General features: G+C 62.5%; 23 protein-coding genes. 15 read left to right on the top strand and 8 right to left on the bottom strand.

Going from position 1 to position 26,195, the window contains the following annotated elements; translation table 11 throughout:
- The first annotated feature begins 39 nt into the window (after window positions 1-39).
- Window positions 40-1,509, top strand: coding sequence for an amidophosphoribosyltransferase (gene purF / locus ABF990_RS10045; RefSeq protein WP_415500905.1), 1,470 nt, complete (start codon window positions 40-42; stop codon window positions 1,507-1,509).
- A 469-nt stretch (window positions 1,510-1,978) separates the two neighbouring features.
- Window positions 1,979-2,434: a YaiI/YqxD family protein gene (locus tag ABF990_RS10040; protein ID WP_415492117.1), complete on the top strand. Its 456-nt coding sequence runs from the start codon at window positions 1,979-1,981 to the stop codon at window positions 2,432-2,434.
- Between the two features lie 274 nt (window positions 2,435-2,708).
- On the opposite strand, the gene ABF990_RS10035 is transcribed toward ABF990_RS10040, so the two are convergent.
- The 3 genes from ABF990_RS10035 to ABF990_RS10025 form a co-directional block, all read right to left on the bottom strand.
- A complete protein-coding gene (locus tag ABF990_RS10035; protein WP_415500902.1) occupies window positions 2,709-3,866 on the bottom strand; it encodes a TDT family transporter in 1,158 nt (385 codons plus the stop codon).
- Window positions 3,863-4,735: a LysR family transcriptional regulator gene (locus ABF990_RS10030; protein WP_415492115.1), complete on the bottom strand. Its 873-nt coding sequence runs from the start codon at window positions 4,733-4,735 to the stop codon at window positions 3,863-3,865. Before ABF990_RS10030 ends, ABF990_RS10035 begins: the two co-directional genes overlap by 4 nt.
- Before the next feature lie 313 nt (window positions 4,736-5,048).
- Complete coding sequence (locus tag ABF990_RS10025) at window positions 5,049-5,990, bottom strand: alpha/beta hydrolase (RefSeq protein WP_415492114.1); 942 nt, start codon at window positions 5,988-5,990, stop codon at window positions 5,049-5,051.
- Between the two features lie 523 nt (window positions 5,991-6,513).
- Between ABF990_RS10025 and ABF990_RS10020 the strand changes: the two genes are divergently transcribed.
- The 4 genes from ABF990_RS10020 to ABF990_RS10005 all read left to right on the top strand — a co-directional run bounded on the left by ABF990_RS10020 (window position 6,514) and on the right by ABF990_RS10005 (window position 9,085).
- Window positions 6,514-6,885, top strand: a complete 372-nt coding sequence (locus tag ABF990_RS10020) for a glycoside hydrolase family protein (protein ID WP_415500901.1) — start codon at window positions 6,514-6,516, stop codon at window positions 6,883-6,885.
- Window positions 6,885-7,319 (top strand): hypothetical protein, encoded by a 435-nt coding sequence (locus ABF990_RS10015; protein ID WP_415500900.1) that lies wholly within the window; start codon window positions 6,885-6,887, stop codon window positions 7,317-7,319. The genes ABF990_RS10020 and ABF990_RS10015 overlap by 1 nt, the downstream gene beginning before the upstream one ends.
- A gap of 381 nt (window positions 7,320-7,700) precedes the next feature.
- Window positions 7,701-8,135 carry a hypothetical protein gene (locus ABF990_RS10010; protein WP_415506591.1) on the top strand — a complete coding sequence of 145 codons (435 nt, stop codon included), beginning with the start codon at window positions 7,701-7,703 and terminating at the stop codon, window positions 8,133-8,135.
- Window positions 8,136-8,518: 383 nt separating this feature from the next.
- Window positions 8,519-9,085 carry a hypothetical protein gene (locus tag ABF990_RS10005; protein ID WP_415500878.1) on the top strand — a complete coding sequence of 189 codons (567 nt, stop codon included), beginning with the start codon at window positions 8,519-8,521 and terminating at the stop codon, window positions 9,083-9,085.
- A 573-nt stretch (window positions 9,086-9,658) separates the two neighbouring features.
- Here the strand turns inward: ABF990_RS10005 and ABF990_RS10000 are convergent.
- Both ABF990_RS10000 and ABF990_RS09995 read right to left on the bottom strand, forming a co-directional pair.
- Entirely contained in the window at window positions 9,659-9,979 is a 321-nt protein-coding gene (locus tag ABF990_RS10000; RefSeq protein WP_415500877.1) for a hypothetical protein, read from the bottom strand.
- A 325-nt stretch (window positions 9,980-10,304) separates the two neighbouring features.
- Window positions 10,305-11,594, bottom strand: a complete 1,290-nt coding sequence (locus ABF990_RS09995; RefSeq protein WP_415500876.1) for a diguanylate cyclase — start codon at window positions 11,592-11,594, stop codon at window positions 10,305-10,307.
- Between the two features lie 315 nt (window positions 11,595-11,909).
- Between ABF990_RS09995 and ABF990_RS09990 the strand changes: the two genes are divergently transcribed.
- A complete protein-coding gene (locus tag ABF990_RS09990) occupies window positions 11,910-12,362 on the top strand; it encodes a hypothetical protein (protein WP_415506590.1) in 453 nt (150 codons plus the stop codon).
- Window positions 12,363-12,622: 260 nt separating this feature from the next.
- On the opposite strand, the gene ABF990_RS09985 is transcribed toward ABF990_RS09990, so the two are convergent.
- Window positions 12,623-13,090, bottom strand: a complete 468-nt coding sequence (locus tag ABF990_RS09985) for an Rrf2 family transcriptional regulator (protein ID WP_415492106.1) — start codon at window positions 13,088-13,090, stop codon at window positions 12,623-12,625.
- An 80-nt stretch (window positions 13,091-13,170) separates the two neighbouring features.
- Between ABF990_RS09985 and hmpA the strand changes: the two genes are divergently transcribed.
- From hmpA to ABF990_RS09955, 6 genes are all read left to right on the top strand, one after another.
- Window positions 13,171-14,379, top strand: a complete 1,209-nt coding sequence (gene hmpA, locus ABF990_RS09980; RefSeq protein WP_415492105.1) for an NO-inducible flavohemoprotein — start codon at window positions 13,171-13,173, stop codon at window positions 14,377-14,379.
- Window positions 14,376-14,744 carry a DUF488 domain-containing protein gene (locus ABF990_RS09975; RefSeq protein ID WP_415492104.1) on the top strand — a complete coding sequence of 123 codons (369 nt, stop codon included), beginning with the start codon at window positions 14,376-14,378 and terminating at the stop codon, window positions 14,742-14,744. The genes hmpA and ABF990_RS09975 overlap by 4 nt, the downstream gene beginning before the upstream one ends.
- Window positions 14,745-14,766: 22 nt before the next feature.
- Window positions 14,767-15,861 carry an HPP family protein gene (locus tag ABF990_RS09970; RefSeq protein ID WP_415500874.1) on the top strand — a complete coding sequence of 365 codons (1,095 nt, stop codon included), beginning with the start codon at window positions 14,767-14,769 and terminating at the stop codon, window positions 15,859-15,861.
- Window positions 15,862-16,012: 151 nt separating this feature from the next.
- Complete coding sequence (locus ABF990_RS09965; RefSeq protein WP_415500873.1) at window positions 16,013-17,689, top strand: aconitase X; 1,677 nt, start codon at window positions 16,013-16,015, stop codon at window positions 17,687-17,689.
- A 119-nt stretch (window positions 17,690-17,808) separates the two neighbouring features.
- Entirely contained in the window at window positions 17,809-18,813 is a 1,005-nt protein-coding gene (locus ABF990_RS09960) for an Ldh family oxidoreductase (RefSeq protein WP_415500872.1), read from the top strand.
- A complete protein-coding gene (locus ABF990_RS09955; RefSeq protein ID WP_415500871.1) occupies window positions 18,810-19,970 on the top strand; it encodes an MFS transporter in 1,161 nt (386 codons plus the stop codon). The genes ABF990_RS09960 and ABF990_RS09955 overlap by 4 nt, the downstream gene beginning before the upstream one ends.
- A gap of 320 nt (window positions 19,971-20,290) precedes the next feature.
- Here the strand turns inward: ABF990_RS09955 and ABF990_RS09950 are convergent, their stop codons facing one another.
- Window positions 20,291-22,825, bottom strand: coding sequence for a superinfection immunity protein (locus ABF990_RS09950; RefSeq protein ID WP_415506589.1), 2,535 nt, complete (start codon window positions 22,823-22,825; stop codon window positions 20,291-20,293).
- Between the two features lie 180 nt (window positions 22,826-23,005).
- Between ABF990_RS09950 and ABF990_RS09945 the strand changes: the two genes are divergently transcribed.
- Complete coding sequence (locus tag ABF990_RS09945) at window positions 23,006-23,965, top strand: D-2-hydroxyacid dehydrogenase (protein ID WP_415491534.1); 960 nt, start codon at window positions 23,006-23,008, stop codon at window positions 23,963-23,965.
- A 213-nt stretch (window positions 23,966-24,178) separates the two neighbouring features.
- A complete protein-coding gene (locus ABF990_RS09940; RefSeq protein WP_415491535.1) occupies window positions 24,179-25,099 on the top strand; it encodes a LysR substrate-binding domain-containing protein in 921 nt (306 codons plus the stop codon).
- Window positions 25,100-25,625: 526 nt separating this feature from the next.
- On the opposite strand, the gene ABF990_RS09935 is transcribed toward ABF990_RS09940, so the two are convergent.
- Window positions 25,626-26,171, bottom strand: a complete 546-nt coding sequence (locus tag ABF990_RS09935; protein ID WP_415501033.1) for a hypothetical protein — start codon at window positions 26,169-26,171, stop codon at window positions 25,626-25,628.
- Between the last annotated feature and the right edge of the window lie 24 nt (window positions 26,172-26,195).

Genomic DNA, 26,195 nt, shown 5'->3' with positions numbered 1-26,195 from the left:
GACACCATGGCCGGAACCCCGGCCGAGCCGTCGGCTGCCATGCTGAGCGGACTGCCCGCCCCTTTTTCAGCGGATGACGACCACCCGCACGAGGAATGCGCGGTATTTGGCGTGTGGAACGCGCGTGACGCCGCCACCCTGACAACGCTTGGCCTGCACGCCCTGCAACATCGCGGGCAGGAAGCGGCGGGCATTGTCTCCTACGACACGGAAGAGCAGCGCTTCTGTTCCCACCGGGGTCTGGGCCTTGTCAGCGACGTGTTCAGCGACCCGCGTGTCATGGCCAGCCTGCAGGGCACGCGCGCCATCGGCCACAACCGCTACGCCACAACCGGGGCCACGCAGTTGCGCAACGTGCAGCCCCTGTTCGCGGAATTCGCCTTTGGCGGTCTGGCCGTGGCCCATAACGGCAACCTGACCAACAGCGCCATGCTGCGCCGCGAACTGATCCGCCGGGGCTGCCTGTTCCAGTCCACCATGGACACGGAAGTGTTCGTCCACCTTATTGCCATTTCGCTGTACGCCACGGTGGAAGACCGGCTGATGGACGCGCTCAAGCGCGTGACGGGCGCCTACTCGCTGGTGGTGCTGTCGCAGGAAGGGCTGATCGGCGTGCGCGACCCCATGGGCGTGCGCCCGCTGGTGCTGGGCCGCCTGCCCGGGGAAGACGGCCGGGAAGGTGCATGGGTTCTGGCGTCCGAGACATGCGGGCTCGATATCATCGGGGCCGAGTTCGTGCGCGATGTGGAACCGGGCGAACTTGTCATCATCAACGACAGCGGCATTCGCTCCCTGCGCCCGTTCGGGGACACCAAGCCGCATTTCTGCGTGTTCGAATACATCTACTTCGCGCGCCCCGACTCCATTCTCGAAGGGTTGCCGGTCTACAACGTGCGCAAGCAGATCGGCCGCGAACTGGCCCAGGAAAGCCATGTCGAAGCCGACGTGGTGGTGCCGGTGCCCGATTCCGGCGTGCCATCGGCCATCGGATATGCCGAAGCCAGCGGCATACCGTTCGAACTGGGCATTATCCGCAACCATTACGTGGGCCGCACCTTTATCGAACCCACCGACCAGATCCGCCATCTGGGCGTAAAAATGAAGCATTCGCCCAACCGCCCCACGCTGGACGGCAAGCGCGTGATTCTGGTGGACGACTCCATCGTGCGCGGCACCACGTCGCGCAAGATCGTGGACATGGTGCGCGCCGCCGGGGCGACGGAGGTGCATATGCGCATTTCATCCCCGCCCACCAAGCATTCCTGCTTTTACGGCATCGACACGCCCGAACGCAGCAAGCTGCTGGCCGCCCAGCATGACCTGAAAACCATGGCCGAACTGATCGGTGTGGACAGCCTGGCCTTTATCTCGCTCGACGGGCTGTATCGCGCCATGGGCCATGAAAGCCGCAGCAACTGTCGCGAACGCTATTGCGACGCCTGCTTTACCGGCGACTACCCCATTGCCCTGGTCGACCACGACGCCGAATACGGCGCCGGCACGGCCTGAAACACCAAGGCCGGGATGGCGCGTTGCTCCACCCGGCCAACCCCGCCGCCCCGGCCCTGCCTGGTACGGCCCTGCCCAGCACAACCCGGCACGGCCCTGCCGGTGTGACCCCGCCTGGTACGGCAGGCACCCTGCCCGGCACCCGCTATCGCTCCGGGCCAGCCCGCCGCTGTCCGGGCAGATATCCGTGCCGCTTCCATCCAGGCCGGAGCAGGGTGTCCGTTCTTTCCCCGCATGCAAAACGGCAGCACCTGACCAGTACCCCCCTGAGCCCGCACGGACTGGCCGACCCAGACGCACGCACGCGGGGGGCGGGAAAAACCGCCGCGAACAGACGCACAAGGTCTTTGCGGGCCCGAAGCCGGGCCGACACTTCATGACCGGACCTGCGGCCACCATGCAGACCGGCCCGGCAGCGCAGGTCAGGGGTGGTTTGCAATGCCGTGCGCGCCAATGCAGATTAGGAAACATGACCCGGATTTTTATTGATTCTGATGCCTGCCCCGTCAAAGACGAAGTGTATCGTGTGGCGGGGCGTTACAGCCTGCATGTTTTTGTTGTCTCCAACAGGATGATCGCAGTCCCCGCCTCCGCACTGATCGAGCGCGTCGTGGTGGAAGCCGGGCCCGACATCGCGGATGACTGGATTGCCGAACGTGCGGGGGAGAAAGATATCGTCATTACCTCGGACATTCCCCTGGCGGCCCGCTGCGTGGGCAAAGGCGCTTATGTTCTGGAACCCAAGGGCCGCCTTCTCGACAGCGACACGATCGGGATGGCGCTGGCGATGCGAAACCTGATGACGGACCTGCGCTCGGCCGGTGTCACGACCCCCGGTGCCGCCGGATTTGGAAAAGCCGACCGCTCCCGCTTTCTTTCAAACCTGGACACGCTGGTTGTCAAAGCCCGCAAATCGCGCGCCTGACACCGGCGCGGCGGGCATGAACGGGCAGGCTGTGCGGGCAGCCGGTCAAGGCGGGCAGGCTGGGGGTAGCCAGACCGGACAGTGCTGATCGGGCAGTTCTGATCGAACATTACGCACTGGGCGGGGCGGACTGGACGGTGCAGCTTGGGCAGGCGCGGATTGCGCAGTTATGACCGGGTTGGCAGACCGGTCAGACAGATCGGATCGGCAGATCGGGGGAGCTGATCGGCACCCGGTCCCGGCCTTTGCGGCGCATGAGACCGGGTGTCGCCGGTTATTGCGGTGTTGCCAGGCAGGGCGATACGAACAGATGCCCTTTCCATGCGCCTGCAAGCGTTCTGGACGCCACAACCACCCACATGAGCGCGAGCGCTGCCGTCAGCACCGTGGCGACGGCGCCGAAAAAACCCAGGTGAAGGGTGGCCCCCAGGCGATAGGTCGCGGCAGTATACACCCCAAGGGGAAAGGTATAGGCCCACCAGCCCAGATTGAACGGAATACCGTCGCGCCAGTAGCGCACGGTAATGAACAGAGCCAATGCCAGCCACCACAGCCCCAGCCCCCACAGGGCAAGACCGGCCAAGGCCCCGATCCCCCATGCGGCCTGCCCGATCGGCGCAAGGCCATTGGCGGCAAAAACCGCCGGCGCATCGCCCCCCAGCACCAGCATGCCCAGCGCCCCCGTTCCAATCGGCCCCAGCGCCAGCCAGGACGATGCGGCCATGCTTTCATGCGGGAGCTTGTACAGCGCCATCCGCAACACGAGAATGACGAGAATGCCGAGCGCAACCGGCACGGAATAGCCCCACAGCACATAGGACACCACCAGCACCACAAGCCGGGCATGGGCATCGGCCAGATGCGGGGCGAGCAGCCCGCCCGACGCCCCGGCCACCTCGGCCGCGACCACAGGCAGCAGCCATACCGCCGTCATGCCGTCCAGGCTGATCCGGTGGCGGGTGAACATCAGGTAGGGCACGCCCACCCCGCAGGCCAGCGACATGGCGACACTCACCCACCACAGGGCTTGCGCGCATATAATCATGCCCGGGCCGAAAAGCCCGATGCCGAACATGATGCAACCGTTCACGATGGTTGCAAGGCCCATGGGGATGGTGCCGATGAACATCGAGACGACATTATGCCCGAAAATACGCCGCGCCTCCTGCCCGAACAGGAGCCAGCGCGCCGCGTAAAGCCCGCTGAACAGCACGAAAAGCCCGATGGCCAGAAACCACAGCCCCTGCCCCACGGGCGTAAGTGCCGGGCCGATACCCGACATCTGGGGCAGGGTCAGCGCCAGAATGCCGGTGCCCATGGTTGCGGCGAACCAGTTCGGCGTGAACTGGCGTATGACCTCGCGCGGGTGGGCAAGCCCGGCAAACGGCCTGAAAGGGTTGGCGGGCTTTTGCGCGTTATCGGGGCATATCATGTGTGCTGCTCTTCAAGAATGGCGACCATCGCATCGGCCGCGCGGCTGCGATAGCGCTCCCTGTGCCGCAGGGCATAAAAGGGCCGGGCAGGCATAGCCCAGTCACGCCCGTACAGGTCGCCTGCGACCAGCGCCCGACGCACGACAAATTCGGACAGAACGGCAACGCCGGCCCCGGCCTCGACCGCGCCGCGCACCGCCTCGTTGGAGGGCATGACCATCGCGATCCGCAGATCGCGCGGGTCGAAACCACGCGCACGCAGCACCGCCTCGAACGTCGAACGCGTGCCCGATCCCTGTTCCCGGACAATCCAGCGCGCGGCGCGCAGCCAGTCGTCATCGACCGGGCCGATGGGGGACGACGCGACAAGACACATCCTGTCCTCCCCCACCGGCCAGGACGCCAGGGCGGGCGCGTCGATCGTTCCTTCCACCACGCCCAGTTCGGCTGTCCCGTCCAGCACGCGGCGGGCCGCACCTTCGCTGTTGTCGATGCTGAGTTCGATCGCAATGCCGGGATGGCGCAGGTGGAACGCGGCAAGCCTTGCGGGCAGCCAGTAACTGGCAACCGTCTGGCTGGCCACGACACGCAGCGTGCCATGCCTGAGTTCGCCGTATTCGGCCAGAGCAAGCTCCGCCGCCGACGCCCGCCCCAGCACGGAACGCGCTTCGGGCAGGAACAGGGCGCCGGCTTCGGTCAGTTCGATACCACGCCCGACACGGTGGAAAAGAGCCACCCCGTAGCGTGCCTCCAGCGCGGCAATGGCGTTACTGGCGGCGGACTGGGTAATATTGAGCGCCTCCGCCGCGCGCGTAACATGCTGGCGCTCGGCAACGGCGACAAAAATGCGAAGCTGGTCAAGTGTCATCGGCAATCCCCTCCCCCGCTTGATACGGGAAGGAGATCAATCTTTCCAACGGCATTTATTTATGATTCCAATCCGAAAATCGGATTATTCCCACCAAGCCAGACTATTCCGCAGCACAACGGCGGAACGATCCGCCATGTCTGGGCTTGCGGGCGGGTAAACCACCTTCCACCATCGGTCGCGGGCGGCGGGCTGGAAACCAACCCACCCAAGAGGTGCCCCCTCGACCGGACAATAATCAACATTCTCTAAAAACAGACTATACAAACGTGCATTTTCCAGACCGCTCATCCACGCGGATGAGGCGCGGGTGCTAGAGCAGGCGGCGCAGGCCTTCCAGCACATCACGACGGACACGCGCGCCAAGGGATGTCGGCAGCAGGTCAAACGCGTGCACCGCATTGGCATAGACAACAAGTTCCGTCGGAACCGCTGCCTGCCACAGGCGCTGCGCGAACGTGACATCTTCATCCCGAAACAGGTCGAGCGCGCCTGTCACAATCAATGTTGCGGGCAGCCCCGCAAGATCGGGCATGAGGGCGGGCGACAGGTAGCCCAGGCCCGGGTCATCCGCCGCAAGGTCCCCCCGCACGGCAGACCATGCATACTGGTTCTGCTCCCGTGTCCATACGAATTCCCCCGTTGTGGGATCGTCCGATGGCGCATCCGCCCCACCGGTACGCAGGTCCAGCATAGGGTAAATCAAGACCTGCGCGCGCAACGGTACCTGCCCGCGATCACGCGCCAGCAGGGCGGTAGCAGCAGCCAGGCACCCGCCGCCACTATCCCCCATGACCGTAATACGATCCGGGTCGACCCCCAGCGCCCCTGCATGGCCATGCAGCCATACCAGTGCGGCATAGACATCCTCCAGCCCACCGGGAAAAGGCACCTCCGGTGCCAGCCGGTAATCAACCGACACGATCAGGCTGCCTGTTTCCGATGCCAGCCGCGCAAGCGTACCGGCCTGCATGTCGGGGGTGCCGGCAATCATCCCGCCACCATGGACATAGAGAATGGCAGGCGTCGTGCCGGCAGTGCCCGATGGGCGGAACACGATGACACGAACAGCAGCCCCGTCAGGACCGGGAACGGACTGTTCTTCAAACCTGGCCGATGCGGAGTTCAGAAGCGCTGTCGTACCCTCGACCAGCGTCTGACGAAATGCCGCCAGATCCCCCCGTCCGGAACCGAATGATGGAAACGCCGCCACCATGTCACGCTGTTCTCTGTCGACCAGGCCAAGAGTAGTCATGAGACGAATTCTCCATTTCTCATTGCAGGACTGGCAGGATCATAAGGGCCAGCGAGCCGGGAGAATACTCAACAAACGATAATTTGAAGTATGATACACAAAAGATGTTCCCGGTATCCGCTGTCTATTCCGTTTAATGTGCGAAAACGGACACTCCACCTCCCCCGTTTAGAACTCTGCTGAGCGAGACAACAGCGGGCAGGCGACCTCCGCCTCATGTCAGACATTTGCGGGTAACTGAAAATTTCGTAAAATCGGATAGGGGTGCAATCCGGTCAGCCTGTTTTCTATCTGGTATATGCGCGCGGTTTTTGCCACATATCAGATACAGTTCCGATAGTGATGTTCACTGATCTGGACTTTTCCACAAAAGCATGATCCTCCCGAAAGCACCATGGCATAGACCATGGCGCGGATTACCCCTGCCACACGCAAAACCCACCCTGACCCGGCGACTTTTTTGTGTCTGCATTTCAGGACACGTCATGTCGCATACCAACCAGCATCCCGCCCTGACTGTGTCATGAGCGAACACCAACTCGTCAGCGTCGTCAAACGCTATCTGCCAAGCCAGAAAACCCTTAACCGGGCCAAAAGTGCGGCTACGGATCGGCTTCAGATCTGCGGAAATTGCCGGGGTCACGCGTCTCTCTCTGGCTACGTTCTGATTAACTTTTTAGCTTATCTGACACAAAACGAGTTCGATGCCCTCGTCTCGTTCGTCTACAATCCAGGCAGAGGTTGGCCGGGTGTCCGTGCTGCGATCAACAGCGGCGACAAACGCAAGGCCGCCATGATCATTGAGGAGCAGGTGCGCTCGAAAGGCAAGGTCTTGCGTGGTCTGGTCCGGAGACGGCACGACGAGGCCATGCTTCTGCTGAAAGGACGATATTGATGATCCGCGCTATCCTGAGCCTGATTTGTGCTGTCTGTATCGGCGGCACCGCACACGCGGGCACCAAGCCGGAGTCTTTGGAGGAACAGTCTTACAACGGCAATACGATGTTCAACGAGGAGCTTGATGGAAAAGCGTTTCTCAATGGGCGGTTGATCGTGCGCGTCGAGCGTGTTTCGACCTGTGTGTCGGCAGTCTGGACCCGAAGTGACGGTGTCGGATCGCCGCTGCGGCGCGACCTTCTGGAATGGGACAAGATGTTTGATGGCGATCCTCGGATCGAGGCTCAGTCTTATTATTTGACGTTCGTCTATGCCGACCATCGGAGCGACGATGTCGTGTCCATGCCTCTCACGGCGCATCCGGACGATTTTGAAGATACGGCTGCTGTCACAGTCCTATCGTGCGACCCGAAACGGCATCATCGCAAGTGACGATCTTTGCGCCAGGCGATCCGCCCGGAAACATAACGCGCGGCGGGTCTACCAGAGCAGACCCCGTGCAGATGATCCCATCAGAATGGGTAAAGATGTTTGCAAAAACCAAGCAAACAGAGTCTTTCTGCTGAACCTGAGTTCAGTGGAAAGTCTCCAGACACCGTTTATCTCCCAAAACCGACCTTCCGCTTTCCCACCTGTCTGCTTCTCGATAGTGGAACAGACAGGCGGCTTCCGCCTACATGTCGGACGCTCGCTCTTATCGGATATTTTTGATAAAGCAGACATCACCGCACACAGGATGCATCGTTGATACTGAGTGCAGAATTCGGAACAAATAAAGAATAATGCGTTTTTTATACTTTAAAGGCATAATTGATGATCCGCGCCATCCTGTATCTCATTTGCGTCGTCTGTGTCGGCGGGACCGCCCTTGCAGGCGCAAGGCCGGAGTCCCTGGAGGAGCTGACCTACAATCTCAACACGATGTTCAACGAGGAGCTTGATGGAAAAGCGTTTCTCAATGGGCGGCTGATCGTGCGCGTCGAGCGTGTTTCGACCTGTGTGTCGGCGGTCTGGACCCGCAGCGGCGACGTCGGATCGCCGCTGCGGCGCGACCTGCTGGAATGGGACAAGATGTTTAATGGCGATCCTCGGATCGAGGCTCAGTCTTATTATTTGACGTTCGTCTATGCCGACCATCGGAGCGACGATGTCGTGTCCATGCCTCTCACGGCGCATCCGGACGATTTTGAAGATACGGCTGCTGTCACAGTCCTATCGTGCGACCCGAAACGGCATCATCGCAAGTGACGATCTTTGCGCCAGGCGATCCGCCCGGAAACATAACGCGCGGCGGGTCTACCAGAGCAGACCCCGTGCAGATGATCCCATCAGAATGGGTAAAGATGTTTGCAAAAACCAAGCAAACAGAGTCTTTCTGCTGAACCTGAGTTCAGTGGAAAGTCTCCAGACACCGTTTATCTCCCAAAACCGACCCTCTGCTTTCCCGGCCATAGCGACCTGTCTGCTTCTCGATAGTGGAACAGACAGGCGGCTTCCGCCCTCATCTCGGTCATACAGTTGGTCAAATCGCTTTCCATATAGCAGACATGACCATTACAAATTCCACTTGCCATTGAGATGGCTATAAAGATGTCGGCATCATTTCGACATTTGGGTCGGCAATCAGTAAAATGACCGCTATTGCCCTTGCTGTTCACAGCGTTGACATGATGACCGCCCGACAGCGTGCATGGAGCACCGGCACACACCCCCAAACCCGGACGGAACGTGCGGTTCGTAGCGCGACCCTGAAGGCGCATGCATTCCCCGCTGTTGCGGGGCTGGCAGGTGCGGCCGCAGACGCCCTGATTCCGGGCGGCCTGCTGCATGCGGCCGGGTCTTTCGCAGCTACCCGGACCATTCGCGTCGCATCGGCGGATGCAAACCGACTGACCTTCCGGCATGCCGATATCACGACGGAGCACTTCCACCGGGCTTCACCATACACACCCCAACCGACAAGAACGCCCACCAACCAGAATTTTTTCTCACCCCATCGACAGAAGCAGTTTGATCTCAACCATCATGAAACGCCCCCACATAATCGCAAGGTGGGCGACCATGTGCTATGCAAACACGTCGATCTAACCGACGAATATACCGAATTCCGGTTTGCGAAGGAAAAACACCCTGTTGTTTCATTCTGCACGTCGAAGGAAGAAGCCAAACGTGCTATTCACAATAATGCTCAAGTATAACCAATGAAAAATAGAGTCCGATCGAGAAGGATGCACCCGGGCTCCTTGTCATCCCATCACCCTCAAACCATACAAAAGGGAACTCTCCTTTTGAGTGGATATCAAGAGGGGGTGGGTCATGTGGAGTATAGTTAAATATCAAGAAGATTTAGCACGCTGCTACAGTCTTGATTGGTACTCTTAGAAAGAGCAACAAGATAGTGTCGGACATTTTCTAATTTGTCTGTGGCCAATTCCATAGCTGCTAAATTTACAGCTAAGGCTAAGAGATTATATGGACTGTGAAGGGGCTGTATTCCACTATCATCGTCATCGTATTTTTTGGCCATCGGTAAATGTCCCTACGCTTCTTGTAGCTTATATACTGGATCATTTTGATGCTGACATTATTCGGCGTGATAAGCAATTGAATTCAAATAATTCAAAAACTAAATAAATAGAATATTAATGATTCACTAGGTGAATCAATAATATAATGGGATTTCTCATGCTCGTTTGGCCTATTTTACGGCGCGCATAGCTCGGTCACCGGGCTCAAATCCCATTGATGAGAGTGCCTTTCAAAACCCTTCTTTAACGCTCAAGCGGCTGAAAAGCCCGCCGGACTGAACTGTCCCCCACCGGGGGCAGTTCGAGCATATCGGTGGCGCGGGGCCTACCACGTTTCCGCCCGGGTGTTGTTTTCTGGCGCGGTTGGACAACCTCGTGGAGCGGTTCCATGTCCCGGAGCGCGAAAAGCCGGCGCGCGGATCTGTGCGTCACTTCCACGATCAGGCCGCGCTCCAGGAAGCGCTCGAGCAGCAGGCGGGCGGCCTTGATCGACGTCGAAAGCCGGGCGGCCAGCGACGTCGTCGACCGGATGGGTGGCAATGACGTCAATGGCGGCAGACGCACGGTAATTCCGTCTCTGGTCGCGAGACTGAAGACGCGCCTGGCGCCATGAGGCCTCGAGTGCTCGGGCCAGAACAATTTTTTCAATGACGCTGTCGGCTTCAGACCCCCTCGCCCTGACCGGGAAGCGGGCCAAGAAAGACTGACGCCTGCGCTCCGGGGAACGGTCCATGGCAAAGGCCGGTTCGCCCCTTTTCCGAGGAACGCAGCGCGCGTGTGACCGCCTGATCATCTGGGTGCACTCTTACCCGACCAACTCCGGACAGCACAGACAACACGGCCCCACGCGGGTATTTGCTGTGTGTCACTGGAATACGCTGGTTCTGTTCTAGTGGCCGCGATCTGTAGCAGTGCAGGGTCTTGTGTCGCTCCCGGACACGTCGTCATGAAATTTTTGTGGCAGGTTGCCCTCTGACACGGGGCCTTCTGGCGTGGTCGCTTCTGGCGTGTTCGCTGGCGTGGTTGCTTCTGGCATGCCCCCTTCTGGCACACTGCCCTCCGGCACGGTCATGCCGACCCTGTCGCGGCCGTCATGCTTGGCGCTGTACAGCGCCAGGTCTGCCATTTTGATCAGCTCGGCTGGCGTCATCTGCGCGATATTGTCGTTTGTCGAAGCCACGCCAAGGCTGATCGTAACAATCCCTGTGGGGGCCATGGCATGCTCAAGCCGTAAGGCGCGGACTTCAAGGAGCATTCTCTGCGCGGCTGCCAGAGCGCCGTTGGCGTCGGTTTCGGGAAGCAGTACCGCGAACTCCTCACCACCATACCGGCCGACGATATCACCCGACCGGCAACAGAGCTTGAGCACCCCGACCAGGGCCTGAAGGCACCGGTCGCCGGCAGGGTGGCCATAAAGGTCGTTGTATTCCTTGAACCGGTCTGCATCGACCATGACAAGCGACAGCGGCAGCCCACTCTGGGCCGCCCGCTCAAAATACTCTTCGAGCGTTTCTTCCAGGTAACGGCGGTTGCCAATACCGGTCATGAAGTCTTTTCTGGCCGCGTCATGCTGATGGAGGTCGGACAGTTCTTTGTCCAGCGCCACGAGCGCAGGGCCGACAAGCATGATAAACCCGGTAATACCCGCCAGCATGGGTATGAAACCGGGAATGGTCGAGAAGATCAGGCCCTTGCCGACCGGCTGGGTCAGAGCCCACACCGCCCAGGCCAGTTTTACCGCCCCTTCAATACCCAGCACCCCCAGAAGCCAGTTTTTGACGACGGGATTGCCGCGCCTGATCAGCCAGACTTCACGCATCGCCAGTCCGTTCAGGCTGGCGGCAACCAGGCCGAAAACGCACATGCGCAGGTTCACGTCAGCCTGGAAAGAGGGCAGCAGGCAAAGGCCGATCCAGATAAGCGCGGGTGCGACGATCAGACCGAACGCCGGCAGCCCTTTGCGCAGGGAGCGGCAGGCGACCCATATCAGGCTATGGGCAACCAGCAGTCCGGCATTGGCTATGGCAATGGCTGGCAAAAACGGCAGCGTTACACGGCAGGTCATGCTGACAACAAATGTCAGGGCGGCGAGCATGCTCCAGAAAACGGCCTTGTGCTGCCGGTCCTGAAGCCAGATCGGCAGCCACGCCACCGGCACCAGCGCCGTCACAGACAACATTATGAGGAAAAGAATGTGAGACAGGTTGGACATATGAGCCGTTGTGAGGCGTTTGTGGGGCTGGCTTCGGGGTGGCAGGTCGATTCTGACGCCGCTTGTGCCGGACCAGGCACACGACGCCCAACAGGCTGAACTTTTCCCCCACCTTTCTCTTCATGCGCCTGGAGCAAAAGCTGACGATCCGTTTCCTCTTCGGGTTTATACATCGTCAGGGTGCATGACCAGCCCTTTGCCCCATGGGCCTGAAGCCGTGCGGACAGACAGCGGAATGGAAGACCCGTCGCCCGATGTTTCGGGGCCCGTTATCCGATGCATATGACGCATACACCAAAACCTGTGGCCCGCAGAAACGCTGAAGATTTTATATCGACGTTCAATAAAGCCGGGGCCGGGAGCTGCAGAATGCTGCAAAATCATGCGGGGTTATTAAAATCGGTGTTAGGCAGAAAGAGGAACCGCACTGCCCGCCGGACGATCATTGGAATACTTGTTTCTGTCATACTGGAGTGTGTCAATGTGCCACCCGCCATTGCCCACGCTGAAAAAAGTTTTCCTGCTGATGTGGCTGCCTTTTTCCATGATGCAAAGATGTGTCAGTATCTGGCGGGAGAATGGGATAGCAGCCTTCCCCGGAAAAGAAAAAATGAACTCTCCGCGGAAATGAATGAAGCCTGTTCAAATATCTATAAAAGACAGGAATATTTTAAAAGACAATATATCCGGAATAAAACTATCATGCGGAAACTCAATTCCTACGAATTCTCATGACATGCCCGCTTTCCGCCCGGATTGATAAAACACCTCCCCCTTGAAGCCGCCCGAAAGCCGCCCATCCGCGTCTGTGCTTCATGGATGTGCTCACGCATGGCCCGGGGACAAACCGCCCAGATGATTTTATGCGGACGCCCCGGTTACGGCACAGACCCGATGCCGCTTACGCGCTCGCGGGCGGGCGGGCAGACGGACGGGCGGTGGTTTTTGCATGAAACATCAGGCTGAACAGAAAAATCCATTCAGGCACTTTTGTTTTATACAATGCTCCGGGCCTGTTCGGGATGGTGGACAGCACCAAGGCTCTGCCGCTCGTTGCTGGTAATCATGTCCGCCAGGGTGTAGCGGTCCAGCACCTGCATGAAAGCCCCCAGGGCCTCCCCCAGCGTGCCACGCAAGCGGCAGGCCCTGGCCAGAATACAGCCCTGTTCGCCCGGCTGGGCCGCCTGCATGCAGGCCACCAGGCCCATGTCTTCTTCCGTGTAGCGGACCACATCGCCAATCTGGATCTGGTCGGCCGGCCGCGCGAGCCTGAGCCCCCCGTTGCGCCCGCGCAGGGTATCGATAAACCCGCCCTGGCCCAGCCGGTGAACAATCTTGACCAGATGGTTCTCGGAAATGCCGTACGCCTTCGACACCTCGCGGATGGAGACAAGGCGATCGGTGTGGAGCCCCAGATAGATCAGGGTTCGCAGGGCATAGTCGGTATGCAGGGTCAGGCGCATGGGGAATAGATATATCTTATTGACATCTTTTTCCAGCGCGATAAAAGGTGTGTGTAATTTACATCTTAAGAGGCAAGACCATGGCTGCTCCCCTCGACGACGCAACCCGCGCAATCGTCAAAGCCTGTGTTCCCGCGCTGGAGGCCCACGGCCTCACCATCACGCAGGAAATGTACAAGCGCCTTCTGGCAACACCGGAAATCCGCGACCTGTTCAACATGTCGCACCAGAAGGATGGCGAGCAGCCCAAGGCGCTGGCGCTGGCCGTGCTGGCCTATGCCCGCCATATCGACAATCTGGGCGCCCTGGGCGGGATGGTCGAACGCATTGCCGAAAAGCATGTGGGGCTGAACATCCTGCCCGAACATTACCCCTTTGTGGCTGACGCGCTGCTGGGTGCGATCGCCCATGTGCTGGGTGATGCGGCAACGCCCGAAGTGCTGGAAGCCTGGGGCAAGGCCTACTGGTTCCTGGCCGATATCCTGATCGGGCGCGAAGGGCAGATCTACCACGCGCATGAAACCGCCCCCGGCGGCTGGACCGGCTGGCGTACCTTTACCGTGCGCGACAAGGTGCGCGAGAGCGAAACCGTGACATCGTTCGAACTGGTGCCCGCCGACGCAAAGCCCGTCATGCGCCACCAGCCCGGCCAGTATCTGAGCTTCAGGCTCGACATTCCCGGCCATGGCACGCAGCGCCGCAACTACAGCATTTCCTCCGCCCCTGGCGGGGACGGCTACCGGATCAGCGTGCGGCGCATGCCCGGCGGCGTGGTGTCGGAATGGCTGCATGACAGCGTGCAGCCCGGTACGGAATTGCAGGTTTCGGCCCCGGCGGGGGATTTCACTCTGGCCGACCCGGTGCCCGCATCGGTGGTGCTGCTCAGTGCCGGGGTGGGGCTTACCCCCATGATCTCGCTGCTGGGCGCGCTGACCCAGCCGCAGGCGCCGCTGGCCGATATCCGCTATATCCATGCCACCCGCTCCCCCGGAACCGAAGCCTTTGGCGATTATGTCGGCACTCTGGCGCGGGCCGGGCGTGTGCGGGGTGACGTGTTCTACAGCCGGCAGTCCCCCGCCGACACCACGGCCACGCTGGCACGGCATGCAGGCCGGATCACGCCCGACTGGCTGAAAGGCCAGGTCGACACGCAGGCTACCTATTATATCTGCGGTCCCGACGGGTTCATGCGGGACATGGTGGGCGTGCTCAAGGCCAGCGGCCTGCCCAAAGAGCAGATCCGTTACGAATTCTTCGGCTCGGCCAGCGATGCGGATCTGGTAACGTGACAGGGGCTCCCACCCTGCGGGTAAGGCGGGTGTACGACCCGCCCCACCCCGATGACGGAGCGCGGGTTCTGGTGGACCGCCTGTGGCCGCGCGGTGTCAGCAAGGACCGCGCGCACCTGACCCTGTGGCTGAAGGATATCGCGCCATCCACCGCATTGCGTGAATGGTTCGACCACGACCCCGCAAAATGGGGCGGCTTCCAGGACCGTTACAGGGCGGAACTGGAGGCAAACCCGGCCGCCGTGGCCCAGATCATGGCACTGGCCGCACAAGGCCCCGTAACGCTGCTTTACGGGGCGCGGGACACGCAGCATAACGAGGCCGTGGTGCTGGCCGCCTGGCTGGAAGACCACAACCGGCGCTGAAAACCATGCAGGGTTATCGAGCATGACAGGGTGGATGGAAAGTCTGGCGGGGCGTCTTTCCCTGCCTGCCCGACATGCGTGGCGGCTGGAACTGCTGGCCGCCACCGGGGCGCTGATCGGCATTGTCGTGACCGCGCTGCTGAGCGGACTGGTCGCACGCGCCGCTTTTCCGCTGATTGTGGCCCCCATAGGGGCGTCTGCGGTGCTGCTGTTCGCGGTGCCGGCCAGCCCCCTTGCCCAGCCCTGGTCGATCGTGGGCGGCAACACCGTGTCTGCACTGGTGGGGGTGGGGGTGTCCATGCTGGTGCCGAACGTGGCACTTGCGGCGGGCATGGCCGTGGCGCTGGCCATTGCCGTCATGGTTCTGACCCGTTCACTGCACCCGCCCGGCGGGGCGGCGGCGCTGACCGCCGTTCTGGTTCATCCGTCCTCGGCCGGGCTGTCGGCCGGGCTGCTGTTCCCGTTCCTGCCCGTGGCGCTGAACTCCGTGGTTCTGGTCGCGGTTGGCCTGCTTTTCCACACGCTTACGCGGCGACGCTACCCGCATGGCGCGCCCCCGCCAGTTGCCCGACCGGCAAGCAGTGTGGCAACCGCTCCATTGGCACCCCCTTCAGCGGCACCTGCCCCGATCGCGGCCACCCCAGGGGCAGCCACCTCAAGGGCTGCCATCTCAGGGGGAAGCACCTTGGGGGGAAGCACCTCGGGCGGAACCATCTCAGGGCCAGCCGCCCCCGCACCCCTGACACTGGCGGATATCGAGGCAGCCCTTGCCGCCATGGACGACACGTTCGACATCGACCCGGACGATCTGCGCCAGTTGCTGAACCTTGCCGAACAGAACGCCCGACGCAGATCCGCACATAGCAGAAATACGCGGCACAGCCCTGCCGCGCGACCGGACACACGCCAGTACGGCCCAGCCCTGCCAGACGTTGCGCCAGACACCCTGCCAGATGCCAGCCAGACACCAGTCCGACGCCGGGCTGACGATCCGGGCTCCCCCGCTCCTGCCCGCTCTCCTTCCCTGACTGGTCCTGACCGGCTCCGACTGACCTTGACTGGTCCCGACTGGCATGCCCGCCCCGAACCGGGCCTGCCTTGCATTCATCTTGCATAATATTTGTATTTTTATCGGCGGCCGGGCTATATATGTGTCGGTACCGGATCGATCGAACCCGCAGCATCGCCCGCATCGGGGCAGGCCGGGCTGTGTGGGCCCTATCGTGACCGCTGGCAGAAACGCATATATTTTCGGATACATGACCCCCATGACCCATCGCGCGCATCGGATTCTTGGTGGCACGGCCTCTGGCCGGATCGTAGCCTCGCGGGAGCCACTGAGCTTCTGGGGCGGGATCGACCCGCATCGCGGCGTGGTGATCGATGTGCACCACCCCCTGCATGGCACGTCCATCCGCGACGCCATCGTGCTGCTGCCCCAGACACGCGGGTCCTGCACGGGGTCGGGGGTGGTGCTCGACCTCGCGCTGCTGGACAACGCGCCCGCCGCCCTCGTCTTTATCGAGGACGAAGCCATAGCTACGCTGGGGGCAATGATCGCGGGCGAGATGTTCGACCGGCCCATTCCCGTCCTGCAGGTGTCGGAGGACACATTCGCGATGCTGGCGCAGGCGGACCAGGCGCGAATTACGGAAATGGGGGTGGAAGCCGACGGGCTTGTCGTCCCCTTTACCCCGCGCCAGGCCGTGCCGCTGACGCTGGACGCCGGGGACCGGTCGATCCTTGCGGGGGAAAAAGGCACAGCCGCCGCCCTGGCCATGAAAATCATCTGCACCATGGCGGAGCAGCAGGGCGCGGAACAGCTGGTGGACGTGGTGCAGGGCCATATTGACGGCTGTATCTATAACGGCCCGGCCAATCTGGCGTTTGCCGAGCGCATGGCCGAGATGGGGGCGCATGTCGCCATTCCCACCACCATCAACGCAATTTCGGTCGAACATGGCAACTGGCAGCGCCAGGGCGTATCGCCCGAGTTCGGCAATCTGGGGCAACGGCTGGCGGACGCCTATGTGCGCATGGGCTGCACGGCAAGCTTTACCTGCGCGCCCTACCTGCTGGACACCGCCCCCGCACAGGGCGAGGCCATTGCCTGGGCCGAATCGAACGCGGTCATTTTCGCCAACACGGTTCTGGGGGCCCGCACACCCAAACATGCGGATTATCTGGACCTGTTCATGGCGCTGACAGGCCGCGCCCCGTATGCGGGGGTGTATCTTGACGCAAACCGGCAGGCGCGGCGCATTATTACAGTAGAGGTTCCGCAGGGGGTGGACGACGCATTCTGGCCGCTGCTGGGCTATATGGCGGGCAGGCTCTCACCCGATCGTATTCCGCTCATTCGCGGTGTGGCGGCGGCCAGCCCCACACAGGATGACCTTAAGGCCCTGTGCGCGGCCTTTGGCACAACGTCGGCAGCCCCCATGCTGCATATCGAAGGGGTCACGCCCGAAGCAGGACATATCGACCCCGCCGCCGACCACGTGACCCTTGGCCCGGCCGACATGCGCGCCGCCTGGACAGGCCTGAACGAAGGCAGCGAGGACATCCAGCTTGTGGCGGTGGGCAGCCCCCATGCCTCCGCCGGGGAATGCCATGCCCTGGCCGACGCCCTGGGCACGCGCAGGGCGGGGGTGCCGGTTATCCTGACCACCAGCCGCCATGTTTTTGACGGTCTTGCGACAGACGGCACCATCGCCCGCCTGCAGGCCAATGGCGTGCAGATCTACCGCGACCTGTGCTGGTGCTCCATTGCGGCCCCGCTTTTTCCGGGCAATACACAGACCGTCATGACCAATTCCGGCAAATACGCCCATTACGGGCCGGGGCTTTCAGGCTGTGCCGTGCGCTTTGGGGCGATCGCGCAGTGTGCCGACGCAGCGGTAACCGGCCGGGCGGCGCGGGACCTGCCCCACTGGCTGCAATGACAGCGCCAGACAGCACGGCGGCCCCGGAAACAGACCCGGAAACAGGCGTGAAAACAGGCGTGAAAACAGGCCCGGACGCCAGCCCGGAAGCAGACCCGAACGCAGACAGGGAAACAGGAATGTCTTTCAGCGTGCTCAGCCTGCCCGAGATCGAAGCCCTTGTACTGGCGGTGCTGGTTGAAAACGGACTGGACCCCGCACAGGCCCGTGCCGTTGCGGACACCGTAACCCGGGCCGAGGCCGATGGCTGCCGGTCGCACGGGCTGTACCGTGTGCCGGGTTATGTCGCGGCCCTGCGCAGCGGCCGGGTAAACCCGGCGGCGCGCCCCAGCGTGCGGCAGGTGGCCCCGGCACTGATCAGCGTTGACGGTGATGGCGGCTTTGCGCCCGAGGCCGTGCGGTGCGGCACGCAGGCCCTGACCGACGCCACGCGGCGCAACGGCATTGCCGCCATGGCGGTGGGCAGATGCCACCATTTTTCCGCGCTCTGGGCGGATGTGGAACCGTTCGTGGCCGCAGGCCTAGTGGTATGGGCCTATGTGGTGGGGCAGAACAGCGTTGCCCCGCATGGCGGCACCCGCCCCCTTATGGGCACCAACCCGCTGGCGTTTGGCTGGCCCCGCCCGGGTACCGAGCCGTTCGTGTTCGATTTCGCCACCAGCGCCACCGCCCGCGGCGAGGTGGAACTGCGCGCCCTGGCCGGGCAGGACATACCCGCGGGCTGGGCGCTGGACGCGGCAGGCCAGCCCACCACGGACCCGGCGGCGGCCCTTGGCGGCGCGCTGTTGCCGTTCGGCGGCCACAAGGGGTCTGCCCTGTCGCTCATGGTGGAACTGATCGCCGGCCCCCTGATCGGGGAACTGAGCAGCCAGGCCGTGGCGGGCCTTGGCATAACCGACGGCGGACCGCCACCCGGCGGGGAACTGTTCATTGCCCTCGACCCGGCGGCGTTTGGAACGGGCACCACCCAGGCGGAAGATATTTTTGCCGCCGCCCTGTCCCAGCCCGGTGTACGCCTGCCGTCGGAACGGCGTTACCGCGCCCGCGCACGGTCCCGGACTGCCGGGGTTGAGGTTGCAACCACCATGCTCAGGCAGATCGGGGCATTGCGGGCGCGGGCATGACCCTCTCCCCCGCGTCAGCCCTCGCACAGCGTTCGACACGGCTCGCGTTTCTGATCGCGGGGCTGGCCGGGGCGTCGTGGGCGCCCATTATTCCCTACGTGCAGTTGCGCTGCGGCCTGACGGACACGCAACTGGGCCTGCTGCTGCTGTGCCCCGGCATTGGCTCGGTTCTGGCCATGCCGCTCTCCGGCGCGCTGGCCGGCCGGCTGGGCTGCCGGTGGATCATCGCGCTCGCGGGGGTGCTGGTCTGCTGCTGCCTGCCGGTTGTTGCGTCGTCTCACGCAATCGGCGTTCTGGCGGTCACTCTTGCCCTGTTCGGTGCTGGTGTGGGGGCGATCGACTGCACGATCAATATTCAGGCCGTCATGGTGGAACGCGCCTCGGGGCGGATCATGATGTCGGGATTCCACGGCCTGTTCAGCGTGGGCGGCCTGCTGGGGGCCACAGGGGTCAGTATCCTGCTGGGCATGGGGTTTTCCCCGACCTGTGCCGCGTGGGTCGGGGTTGGGGCAATTCTGCTGATCGGCGTGCGGACACTGCCCGGCCTGCTGGCCAGCCCCGCATCCGCCACCGGTCAGTCGTCAGCCCTTGTCCTGCCCCGTGGGCCGGTGCTGCTGATCGGGCTGATGTGCTGTGTGGTGTTCCTGGCCGAAGGGGCCGCCACTGACTGGAGTGCGGTTTTCCTGGCCACCGTGCGCCATATGTCCGTGCGGTATTCCGGCATGGGGTATGTTGCCTTTGCCTGCACCATGACGGCGGGCCGACTGCTGGGAAACAGGCTGACCGAGCGCCTGGGGGAACGGGTTCTGGTCGTGGGGGGCAGCCTGCTGGCGGCGGCGGGTATGCTGCTGGCGGTGTTCACGCCTTTCTGGCAGGCAACACTGACCGGTTATGTCCTGCTGGGCGCGGGCTGCGCCAATATCGTGCCCGTGCTGTATTCGGCGGTGGGCAGGCAGCGGATCATGCCTGAACATATGGCGGTTTCCGCCATTACCGTTCTGGGGTATTCGGGCATTCTGGCAGGCCCGGCGGCTGTCGGCTTCGTGGCCGGGGCGGCAGGCCTGCCGGCAGCACTGGCAGGCATAGGGCTGCTGCTTGGCTTTGTAGCCCTTATGGCGTTCCTGTTCCGCAAAACGCTGCTGAAGGGTGGGGCCTGAAAAACAGGCGGCACGATCTGCCCGCCCCATAAGGCGGCCAGCAAGGCAGCCCAGTGGAACGGCCCCGCAGGGCTGCCCCAACGAGGCTGGGCGGCACAACACACCGGCAGGGCAATCCAGCCCGATAGCCCGGCAGGACGGTATGGGGCCGGACGGTATGGCCAGCCGGCCCAACCGAACGGCCTTGCCAGACAGGCCGGCCAAACGATCTGGCCAGACGATCCGGCCAGACGATCCGGCCAGACAGCCCAACTGGAACCCACCCCTGTACCCCGCTCCGGCACCCCGCTCTGGCACTTACGCAGGCAGGCGCGAACGCGCTAGGGTAGAATGATCTGCCCCGATCTGCGCCGCCTCTGCCCCGACAGTGCCATGGCCAGCGCCACCGCCCAGCCGATCACGCTCCAGCCCAGCAGCAGGTTGACACCCAGCACCATGCCTTTTCTGTCGATATCGCGGCGGCAGGCCACGGCAAAAGGTGCAAAATAGAGACACAGGCCCAGGGCCGACACCACAAGAACCAGCGCCTGCCGGAACGGTGCATGCCGACCCGCGCCGGAAGGGGCGGATACGGACAGGGATGGCCCGGACAGGGATGACAGGCCTGATACGGGTGGGGTGGCGTCGTCCTGCGCCGCATCGTCAAATCCGCTATCGGGGATTGTCTCTGGCCCACCGACCGCACCGGTGGCGGAAGCCGTCGCCAGCCCCGACCCTGCCGCCGCCTGAACGCCCCCCACCGGCGAAGGCTGGCCCCCACCGCTGGACCCGGCGGCATCTTCCCCCTGCTCCTCCACGCTTTCAGGCCCGCTTTCAGGAGCAGCATTATCCACCATCTGCGCGGCCTGCCGGGTGCTCCCCGGGGCACCGTTGGAAGCAGCATTCGAGCCACCATTCGGAGCACCATTCGGGGCACCATCGGACGCAGTATCCGCAGCGCCGCCCGGGGCGGCGGCGTCCGCCAGCATTTCGGACGGCGGGGGCAGGGCCATGGGGGCGGACAGCAGCAGCGCCGCCTCCGTGTCGGACAGAAGGCCATCCACACGGGGGCTCTGGCGTATGCGCTGCCAGGTCATGATCGCATGGCGGGTAGGTGCTCCGTAAACGCCATCTTCCACCATGGCGGCAGGCAGGTAGCCCAGCGCCACCAGCTTGTGCTGCACGGCGATATGCGTCTCCAGCGGGCGGGCGCTTTCCTCCCGGGCGGGGCCGCTCAGCCTCTGGCGATAATGCTCGGCCAGCCTGTCCATGGCGGCGGCGTAGCAGGGCACGGCATTGGCGGGCAGGCTCCGGCTGGGCTGACCGGGCAGGGGCAGCCCGCACCGCTGATAGGCCGCGTTTTCATTGGCCAGCACATCCTGCGTCAGACTGCCCAGCGCCCCCGACCCCATGGTCTGGCGCAGGGCGTAATAGACCTGATCGAACATGAGTTCGTGCCGCGCTGCCTCGCTGCTCTGGCACAGCATGGTGGCGATGGCGTCGTTCCATGGGGGCAGCTTGCAGGAAAAATCGGGCCAGTAACGTGCATGCCCCCGCCCATCCGCCCCCGAAAAGGCCGCCTGATCCTGCCCGGCAAGAGACTGCCCGACAAGGGAATGACCAACGGGGGAATGACCAACGGGAGACTGATCAACGGGAGACTGCCCCACAGGAGGTTGGCCAGCAGGGAATTGACCCGCCGGGAGTGCCGACGCGTTACCCTGCGGCGGGGCAGCAGGGGGTAGAACCACGGGCAGAATGGCCGCCTGGTCGGAGGTCAGGTAATGATTGGCCACCAGAAAACCCGCCAGTGCCTGCGGAAAAGGCAGGATCTGGCGTTCCTTTTCCGGGCAGGGTTCGGGGCCGGTCCTGCCCTGGGCCGCGCGCAGATCGCACAAGGACAGGCCGAACATGGGCGGGGATGGTGCGGCGTGGTCGAGCATGTCGCGCCAGCCCTGTGGCAACTGGCCCAGATTGGCGCGCGTGCCCACCAGATAGGCCAGAAACCCGTTGGGGTCCGCCCGCCCGCCCCGCACCCAGTCCGCCCGCTGCGCCACCAGATCCTGCGCGATAAAGGCGCTGTAAAGCGGGTCACGGGTCACGGTCTGCAACGCCCCGTCATGGTAACGTTGCAGCACCAGCGGCGTGTAGGAATTGGAATATGGCGCGAAACGGTAGAAAAACGACTGGTCCAGCCCCACAAGCTGGGCCGTGCCGTCATGGGCGATATCCACCACCCGGGGCGGGGCATCGCCATCGACCTCGCCCAGCGGGGTGGTGCTCCAGCGCCCCCCCGCGCTCTGCCCGAAAATGGAGGTGATCTCGCAGCAATGCGCTCCGCCGGAATAGGCCGAAACCATGACCTGCGGCAGGGGAGATGCGTTGTCGAGCCGGTAGAGCGAAAGCCGCAGCCCTGTGAGCCCGCTATCGGCCCCGTAGGGGGTCAGCAGATAGGTGACGGGTAACGTATTGGGGTGGTTGAGGTCGAACAGGCGCAACCGCGCGACGGTACAGGCTGGCGGGGCCTGCGGGTCGGGCCGGCGCCAGACCATGGCCGCCCCGCACTGCCGCCACGCCATGACATCCACCACGGCGGACAGGCCGCCGGCCGTAACACTGGCATGGGTGTCGTGCCCCAGTTCGGCCTGTGCCAGAGCGGGCTTGTCATAGGGGGTTGCGGCCCGCGCCGGGCCAGCGGCGATCCCGGCCAACAGACCCGCCAAAAGGCAGAACAGGCCCAACCGGCCCGGCACCGCCGCGCCGCCACGCGCCACAGCGGTCCCGCCACGCACCGGACACATGCTTGCGGCGTAAGCACTCTGCCCAGCCCGCATGATCGGACCGGGGCCGGAATGGACGCGCGCGCGTGGTGTCATGTCCTGCCTGCTCCGCTGCTTGCATGGTCTGCCTTATCTTATAACCGTAACACAAACCCGGTGTAATGGACCCCGCCGCAGGGCGGGTCTGTGGCGCGCACTCATCCGCGCCGGGTAGCCCCGTGACCGTGAGCCTGCTAAGGTTTTGGCAAATACGTTAAAAAACCGGATAGAACGCCCATGGCCCCGCTCAGCACCCCCATTACGGCCGCCCATGTCTATTACGATATCGGCGCCGAACTTGCCTGCAGACCGCAGGCCCCGGCCTGCCGGCAGGTCAACACCGCCGCCGGTCTCGAGCCCCTGCTGCCCGACACCGAGGTGCTGGTCATATCCATGCTGTGGCAGAACCGTTTTCTCGATCTGGCCCCCAAGCTGCGCTATATCCAGTCCATCAGCTCCGGGGTGGACCAGTTCGATCTTGATGCGCTGAAAGCGCGCGGGGTGCGGCTGTGCAACGCACGGGGCGTGAATTCCCGCGCCGTGGCGGAACACGCGCTGGCGCTGCTGTTCTCGCTGTCCCGCCGCCTGTACGAAGCGCGCGACAACCAGGCCCGGCAGCGCTGGGCCACCACCGGCACGGACCCCCGCCCCCGCCTGACCGAACTGGCAGGCAAGGTTGTGTATGTGATCGGCATGGGCACCATTGGCGATGAAATTGCCCGGCTGTGTCAGGTTCTGGGCATGACGGTGCTGGGCACACGCCACAGCCCCCGCCCGCTGGACGTACCCGGCGTCACGCAAATTGCAGCAGACGAGATCGCCACCGGGCTGGCCGCAGCCGATCACGTTATTCTGACCTGCCCGCTGACCGAGCAGACCCGCCACCTGATGAACGCGCGCACATTCGCGCTCATGAAACCCGGCGCCACCCTGATCAACGTCGCACGCGGGCCGGTTGTGGACGAAAACGCCCTGATCGCAGCCCTGAACTCCGGCGCGCTGGCCGCCGCGGCACTGGACACGTTCGATCAGGAACCCCTGCCCCCGCAAAGCCCGCTCTGGTCCGTGCCCAATCTGGTGCTGACCAGCCATATCGCGGGGGAGACCGAACATTACGAACGCAATGTCGTCAACATCCTGCTGGAGAACCTGAAAGCCCTTGCAACCGACACCCCCATGACAAACCGTATTGTGTAAAAAGGGTTTTTTGCACAACAGCTTTCAGCCCCGGCAGGGTCTGGCAGGTGTGGGGGCGATCACGCACACAGCGTGACGGCACCCGGGGCGTCCCCCCCTGCCCCCCGGTCCTGCACACCCCCGGCTTGCCGGACCGCACCAGCGATCATGGACGGGGGTGTTGCGGTGCCCGCAACCAGGCACATGCACCGCCAACCCGCAGAGTAATAACCGATGGCCTTCGCACGACGTTTTCTGCCGCCCATATCGCTGCTGTGCTCGTTCGAGGCTGCGGCCCGTCACCAGAACTTCACCACCGCCGCCAAGGAACTGCACCTGACGCAAAGTGCCATCAGCCGGCATATCCGCCTGCTGGAAGAACAGCTAGGCGCGCTGCTGTTCGTGCGCGAACGCCAGACCGTGCGGCTGACCATAGCGGGGGAATCCTATGCGCGGGAGGTGCGGGCCGCCCTCAAGCAGATTGCCGCCGCCACGCTGGGGCTGCGGGCCGCACCTGCGGGCGGCACGCTGAACCTGAGCATCGTGCCCACCTTCGGCAGCCTGTGGCTGGCGCCAAAACTCCCTGACTTCAAAAGCCGTTATCCCGATATAACGGTCAACCTGTTTACCCGCGCCACCCCGTTCGACTTTGCCAGCGAACCCATGGACGCCGCCATCCATTTTGGCATACCCGACTGGCCCGGCACGGAATCCACCGCCATCTGCGGCGAGACGATCGCGCCCGTCTGCGCACCGGCCCTTGCCGCCCGCCACCGGTTCCAGACCCCGGCCGACCTGCTGGATGCCCCACTGCTGCACCTTGTCTCCCGCCCCGATGCGTGGGAACGCTGGTTCAACGCCCAGGGGCTGGATGCGGACCGCATACACGGCATGCTGTGCGACCAGTTCTATACCATGACCCAGATTGCCGTCGCTGGCGGCGGGCTTGGGCTACTGCCCGAAATCCTGATCCAGCCCGAACTGCACGCGGGAACACTGGTACGGATCGGCCCCAGCTATGAAGAACAGAGCGAGGCCGCCTACTATCTGGTATGGCCGCAGGACAAGACCCAGTACAAGCCGCTGGAACTGTTCCGCCTGTGGCTGGCCGAACAGATCCCCACCCCGCCCCTGAACAGACCCGACCCCGCCTGAACGGGCGCGCATGACGACATGGGCACCATGGGCGACGCAGCGGGAAATTTGCTCAATGTGCAATTGCATGCTGAGCGTGCCGGTGGCGGGCCACGCCAGACCGGACACCCTGCCTCGTATCGCTCCGCACAGCCGTGCATGATCGTAGCGCTGGTCGGCCAGCAGGCGGGATCTCATCCCTCGCCAGGCCCATTGCCGGACGATGCCCGTTCTCCTGACCGATCGTGTCTCGACATGGACGCGGCTCTCGACCAGCCTCCCCTTCGGCAGCATAATCATGTGAACAGTCGGCGGCGTGTTAAGCTTAGCGTCGATTTTCGTCTGCATGCACCGTCTTGTGCGGCATTTGACTGCGAGAATGCAGCACGCAACGATATCTTGCATGGCCGCAAGCTGCTCATAAGAGCTTTTTCAAATCCTGGAATGCCCGCCGGGTAACTGTGCAATATAACATCGTCGTCCAGCGCCTTCCATATGTCTTCCCTGAAGCGCTGGACTTCACTACTGAAAAATAATTTGTATTCCTCTATTTTTCTGGTGAATCATAAGCCTCCGCTATGGATGTATGATCGCTTGAAATGATATTGCCGTCACTTTTAATTTTATCGACATTGAAGACAACATCTTTTTTAACGATCAAATCGTCTTCGTTTATTTTAATAAAAGCAAATTTTATAATAAATGGACCGAAGGTGCTTTTGCCCGTGACTGTCGTTCCGTAATACGTCCTGTAGGGCTTGACGTAATGTTGCATGTTAACAATGACCATCCAATTTCCAGCCGGAATGTTATTGAAACTATAAACGCAATGTTCGTTCCAGTTTGCGTACCGTATCAGAGATTGCGCTTCTTTACTGGGAGAAGATTTCCAGGTCAGTTTTGAATTATAGACATTGATCCAATCCCTATAATATTTGCTGTCCGGCATTAACATCGACTTTTTTGCAAGATCATCACATTCTTTTTTATTTCCGTCTTTGTCCAGAATATACCCATGTACAATAAGGGTCTTGTTTCCACTTTTCCCGGACCATGCGACTTCTGACGTGCCCCCCTTTTTGTATCCACTCAAAAGGAGAGTTCCCGTTTTTTATGG

The sequence above is a fragment of the Acetobacter sp. genome (assembly GCF_047723915.1).
Classification (GTDB): Bacteria; Pseudomonadota; Alphaproteobacteria; order Acetobacterales; family Acetobacteraceae; genus Acetobacter.
Note: the sequence above shows the minus strand (reverse complement) of the source record. Positions and strands in the feature narration are given on the sequence as shown.

Coding starts and splice junctions, on each gene's coding strand:
- purF (WP_415500905.1), top strand. CDS start 40: ATGCTGAGCGGACTGCCCGCCCCTTTTTCAGCGGATGACGACCACCCG.
- ABF990_RS10040 (WP_415492117.1), top strand. CDS start 1,979: ATGACCCGGATTTTTATTGATTCTGATGCCTGCCCCGTCAAAGACGAA.
- ABF990_RS10035 (WP_415500902.1), bottom strand. CDS start 3,866: ATGATATGCCCCGATAACGCGCAAAAGCCCGCCAACCCTTTCAGGCCG.
- ABF990_RS10030 (WP_415492115.1), bottom strand. CDS start 4,735: ATGACACTTGACCAGCTTCGCATTTTTGTCGCCGTTGCCGAGCGCCAG.
- ABF990_RS10025 (WP_415492114.1), bottom strand. CDS start 5,990: ATGACTACTCTTGGCCTGGTCGACAGAGAACAGCGTGACATGGTGGCG.
- ABF990_RS10020 (WP_415500901.1), top strand. CDS start 6,514: ATGAGCGAACACCAACTCGTCAGCGTCGTCAAACGCTATCTGCCAAGC.
- ABF990_RS10015 (WP_415500900.1), top strand. CDS start 6,885: ATGATCCGCGCTATCCTGAGCCTGATTTGTGCTGTCTGTATCGGCGGC.
- ABF990_RS10010 (WP_415506591.1), top strand. CDS start 7,701: ATGATCCGCGCCATCCTGTATCTCATTTGCGTCGTCTGTGTCGGCGGG.
- ABF990_RS10005 (WP_415500878.1), top strand. CDS start 8,519: ATGACCGCTATTGCCCTTGCTGTTCACAGCGTTGACATGATGACCGCC.
- ABF990_RS09995 (WP_415500876.1), bottom strand. CDS start 11,594: ATGTTGTCTGTGACGGCGCTGGTGCCGGTGGCGTGGCTGCCGATCTGG.
- ABF990_RS09990 (WP_415506590.1), top strand. CDS start 11,910: ATGACGCATACACCAAAACCTGTGGCCCGCAGAAACGCTGAAGATTTT.
- ABF990_RS09985 (WP_415492106.1), bottom strand. CDS start 13,090: ATGCGCCTGACCCTGCATACCGACTATGCCCTGCGAACCCTGATCTAT.
- hmpA (WP_415492105.1), top strand. CDS start 13,171: ATGGCTGCTCCCCTCGACGACGCAACCCGCGCAATCGTCAAAGCCTGT.
- ABF990_RS09970 (WP_415500874.1), top strand. CDS start 14,767: ATGACAGGGTGGATGGAAAGTCTGGCGGGGCGTCTTTCCCTGCCTGCC.
- ABF990_RS09965 (WP_415500873.1), top strand. CDS start 16,013: ATGACCCATCGCGCGCATCGGATTCTTGGTGGCACGGCCTCTGGCCGG.
- ABF990_RS09960 (WP_415500872.1), top strand. CDS start 17,809: ATGTCTTTCAGCGTGCTCAGCCTGCCCGAGATCGAAGCCCTTGTACTG.
- ABF990_RS09955 (WP_415500871.1), top strand. CDS start 18,810: ATGACCCTCTCCCCCGCGTCAGCCCTCGCACAGCGTTCGACACGGCTC.
- ABF990_RS09950 (WP_415506589.1), bottom strand. CDS start 22,825: ATGACACCACGCGCGCGCGTCCATTCCGGCCCCGGTCCGATCATGCGG.
- ABF990_RS09945 (WP_415491534.1), top strand. CDS start 23,006: ATGGCCCCGCTCAGCACCCCCATTACGGCCGCCCATGTCTATTACGAT.
- ABF990_RS09940 (WP_415491535.1), top strand. CDS start 24,179: ATGGCCTTCGCACGACGTTTTCTGCCGCCCATATCGCTGCTGTGCTCG.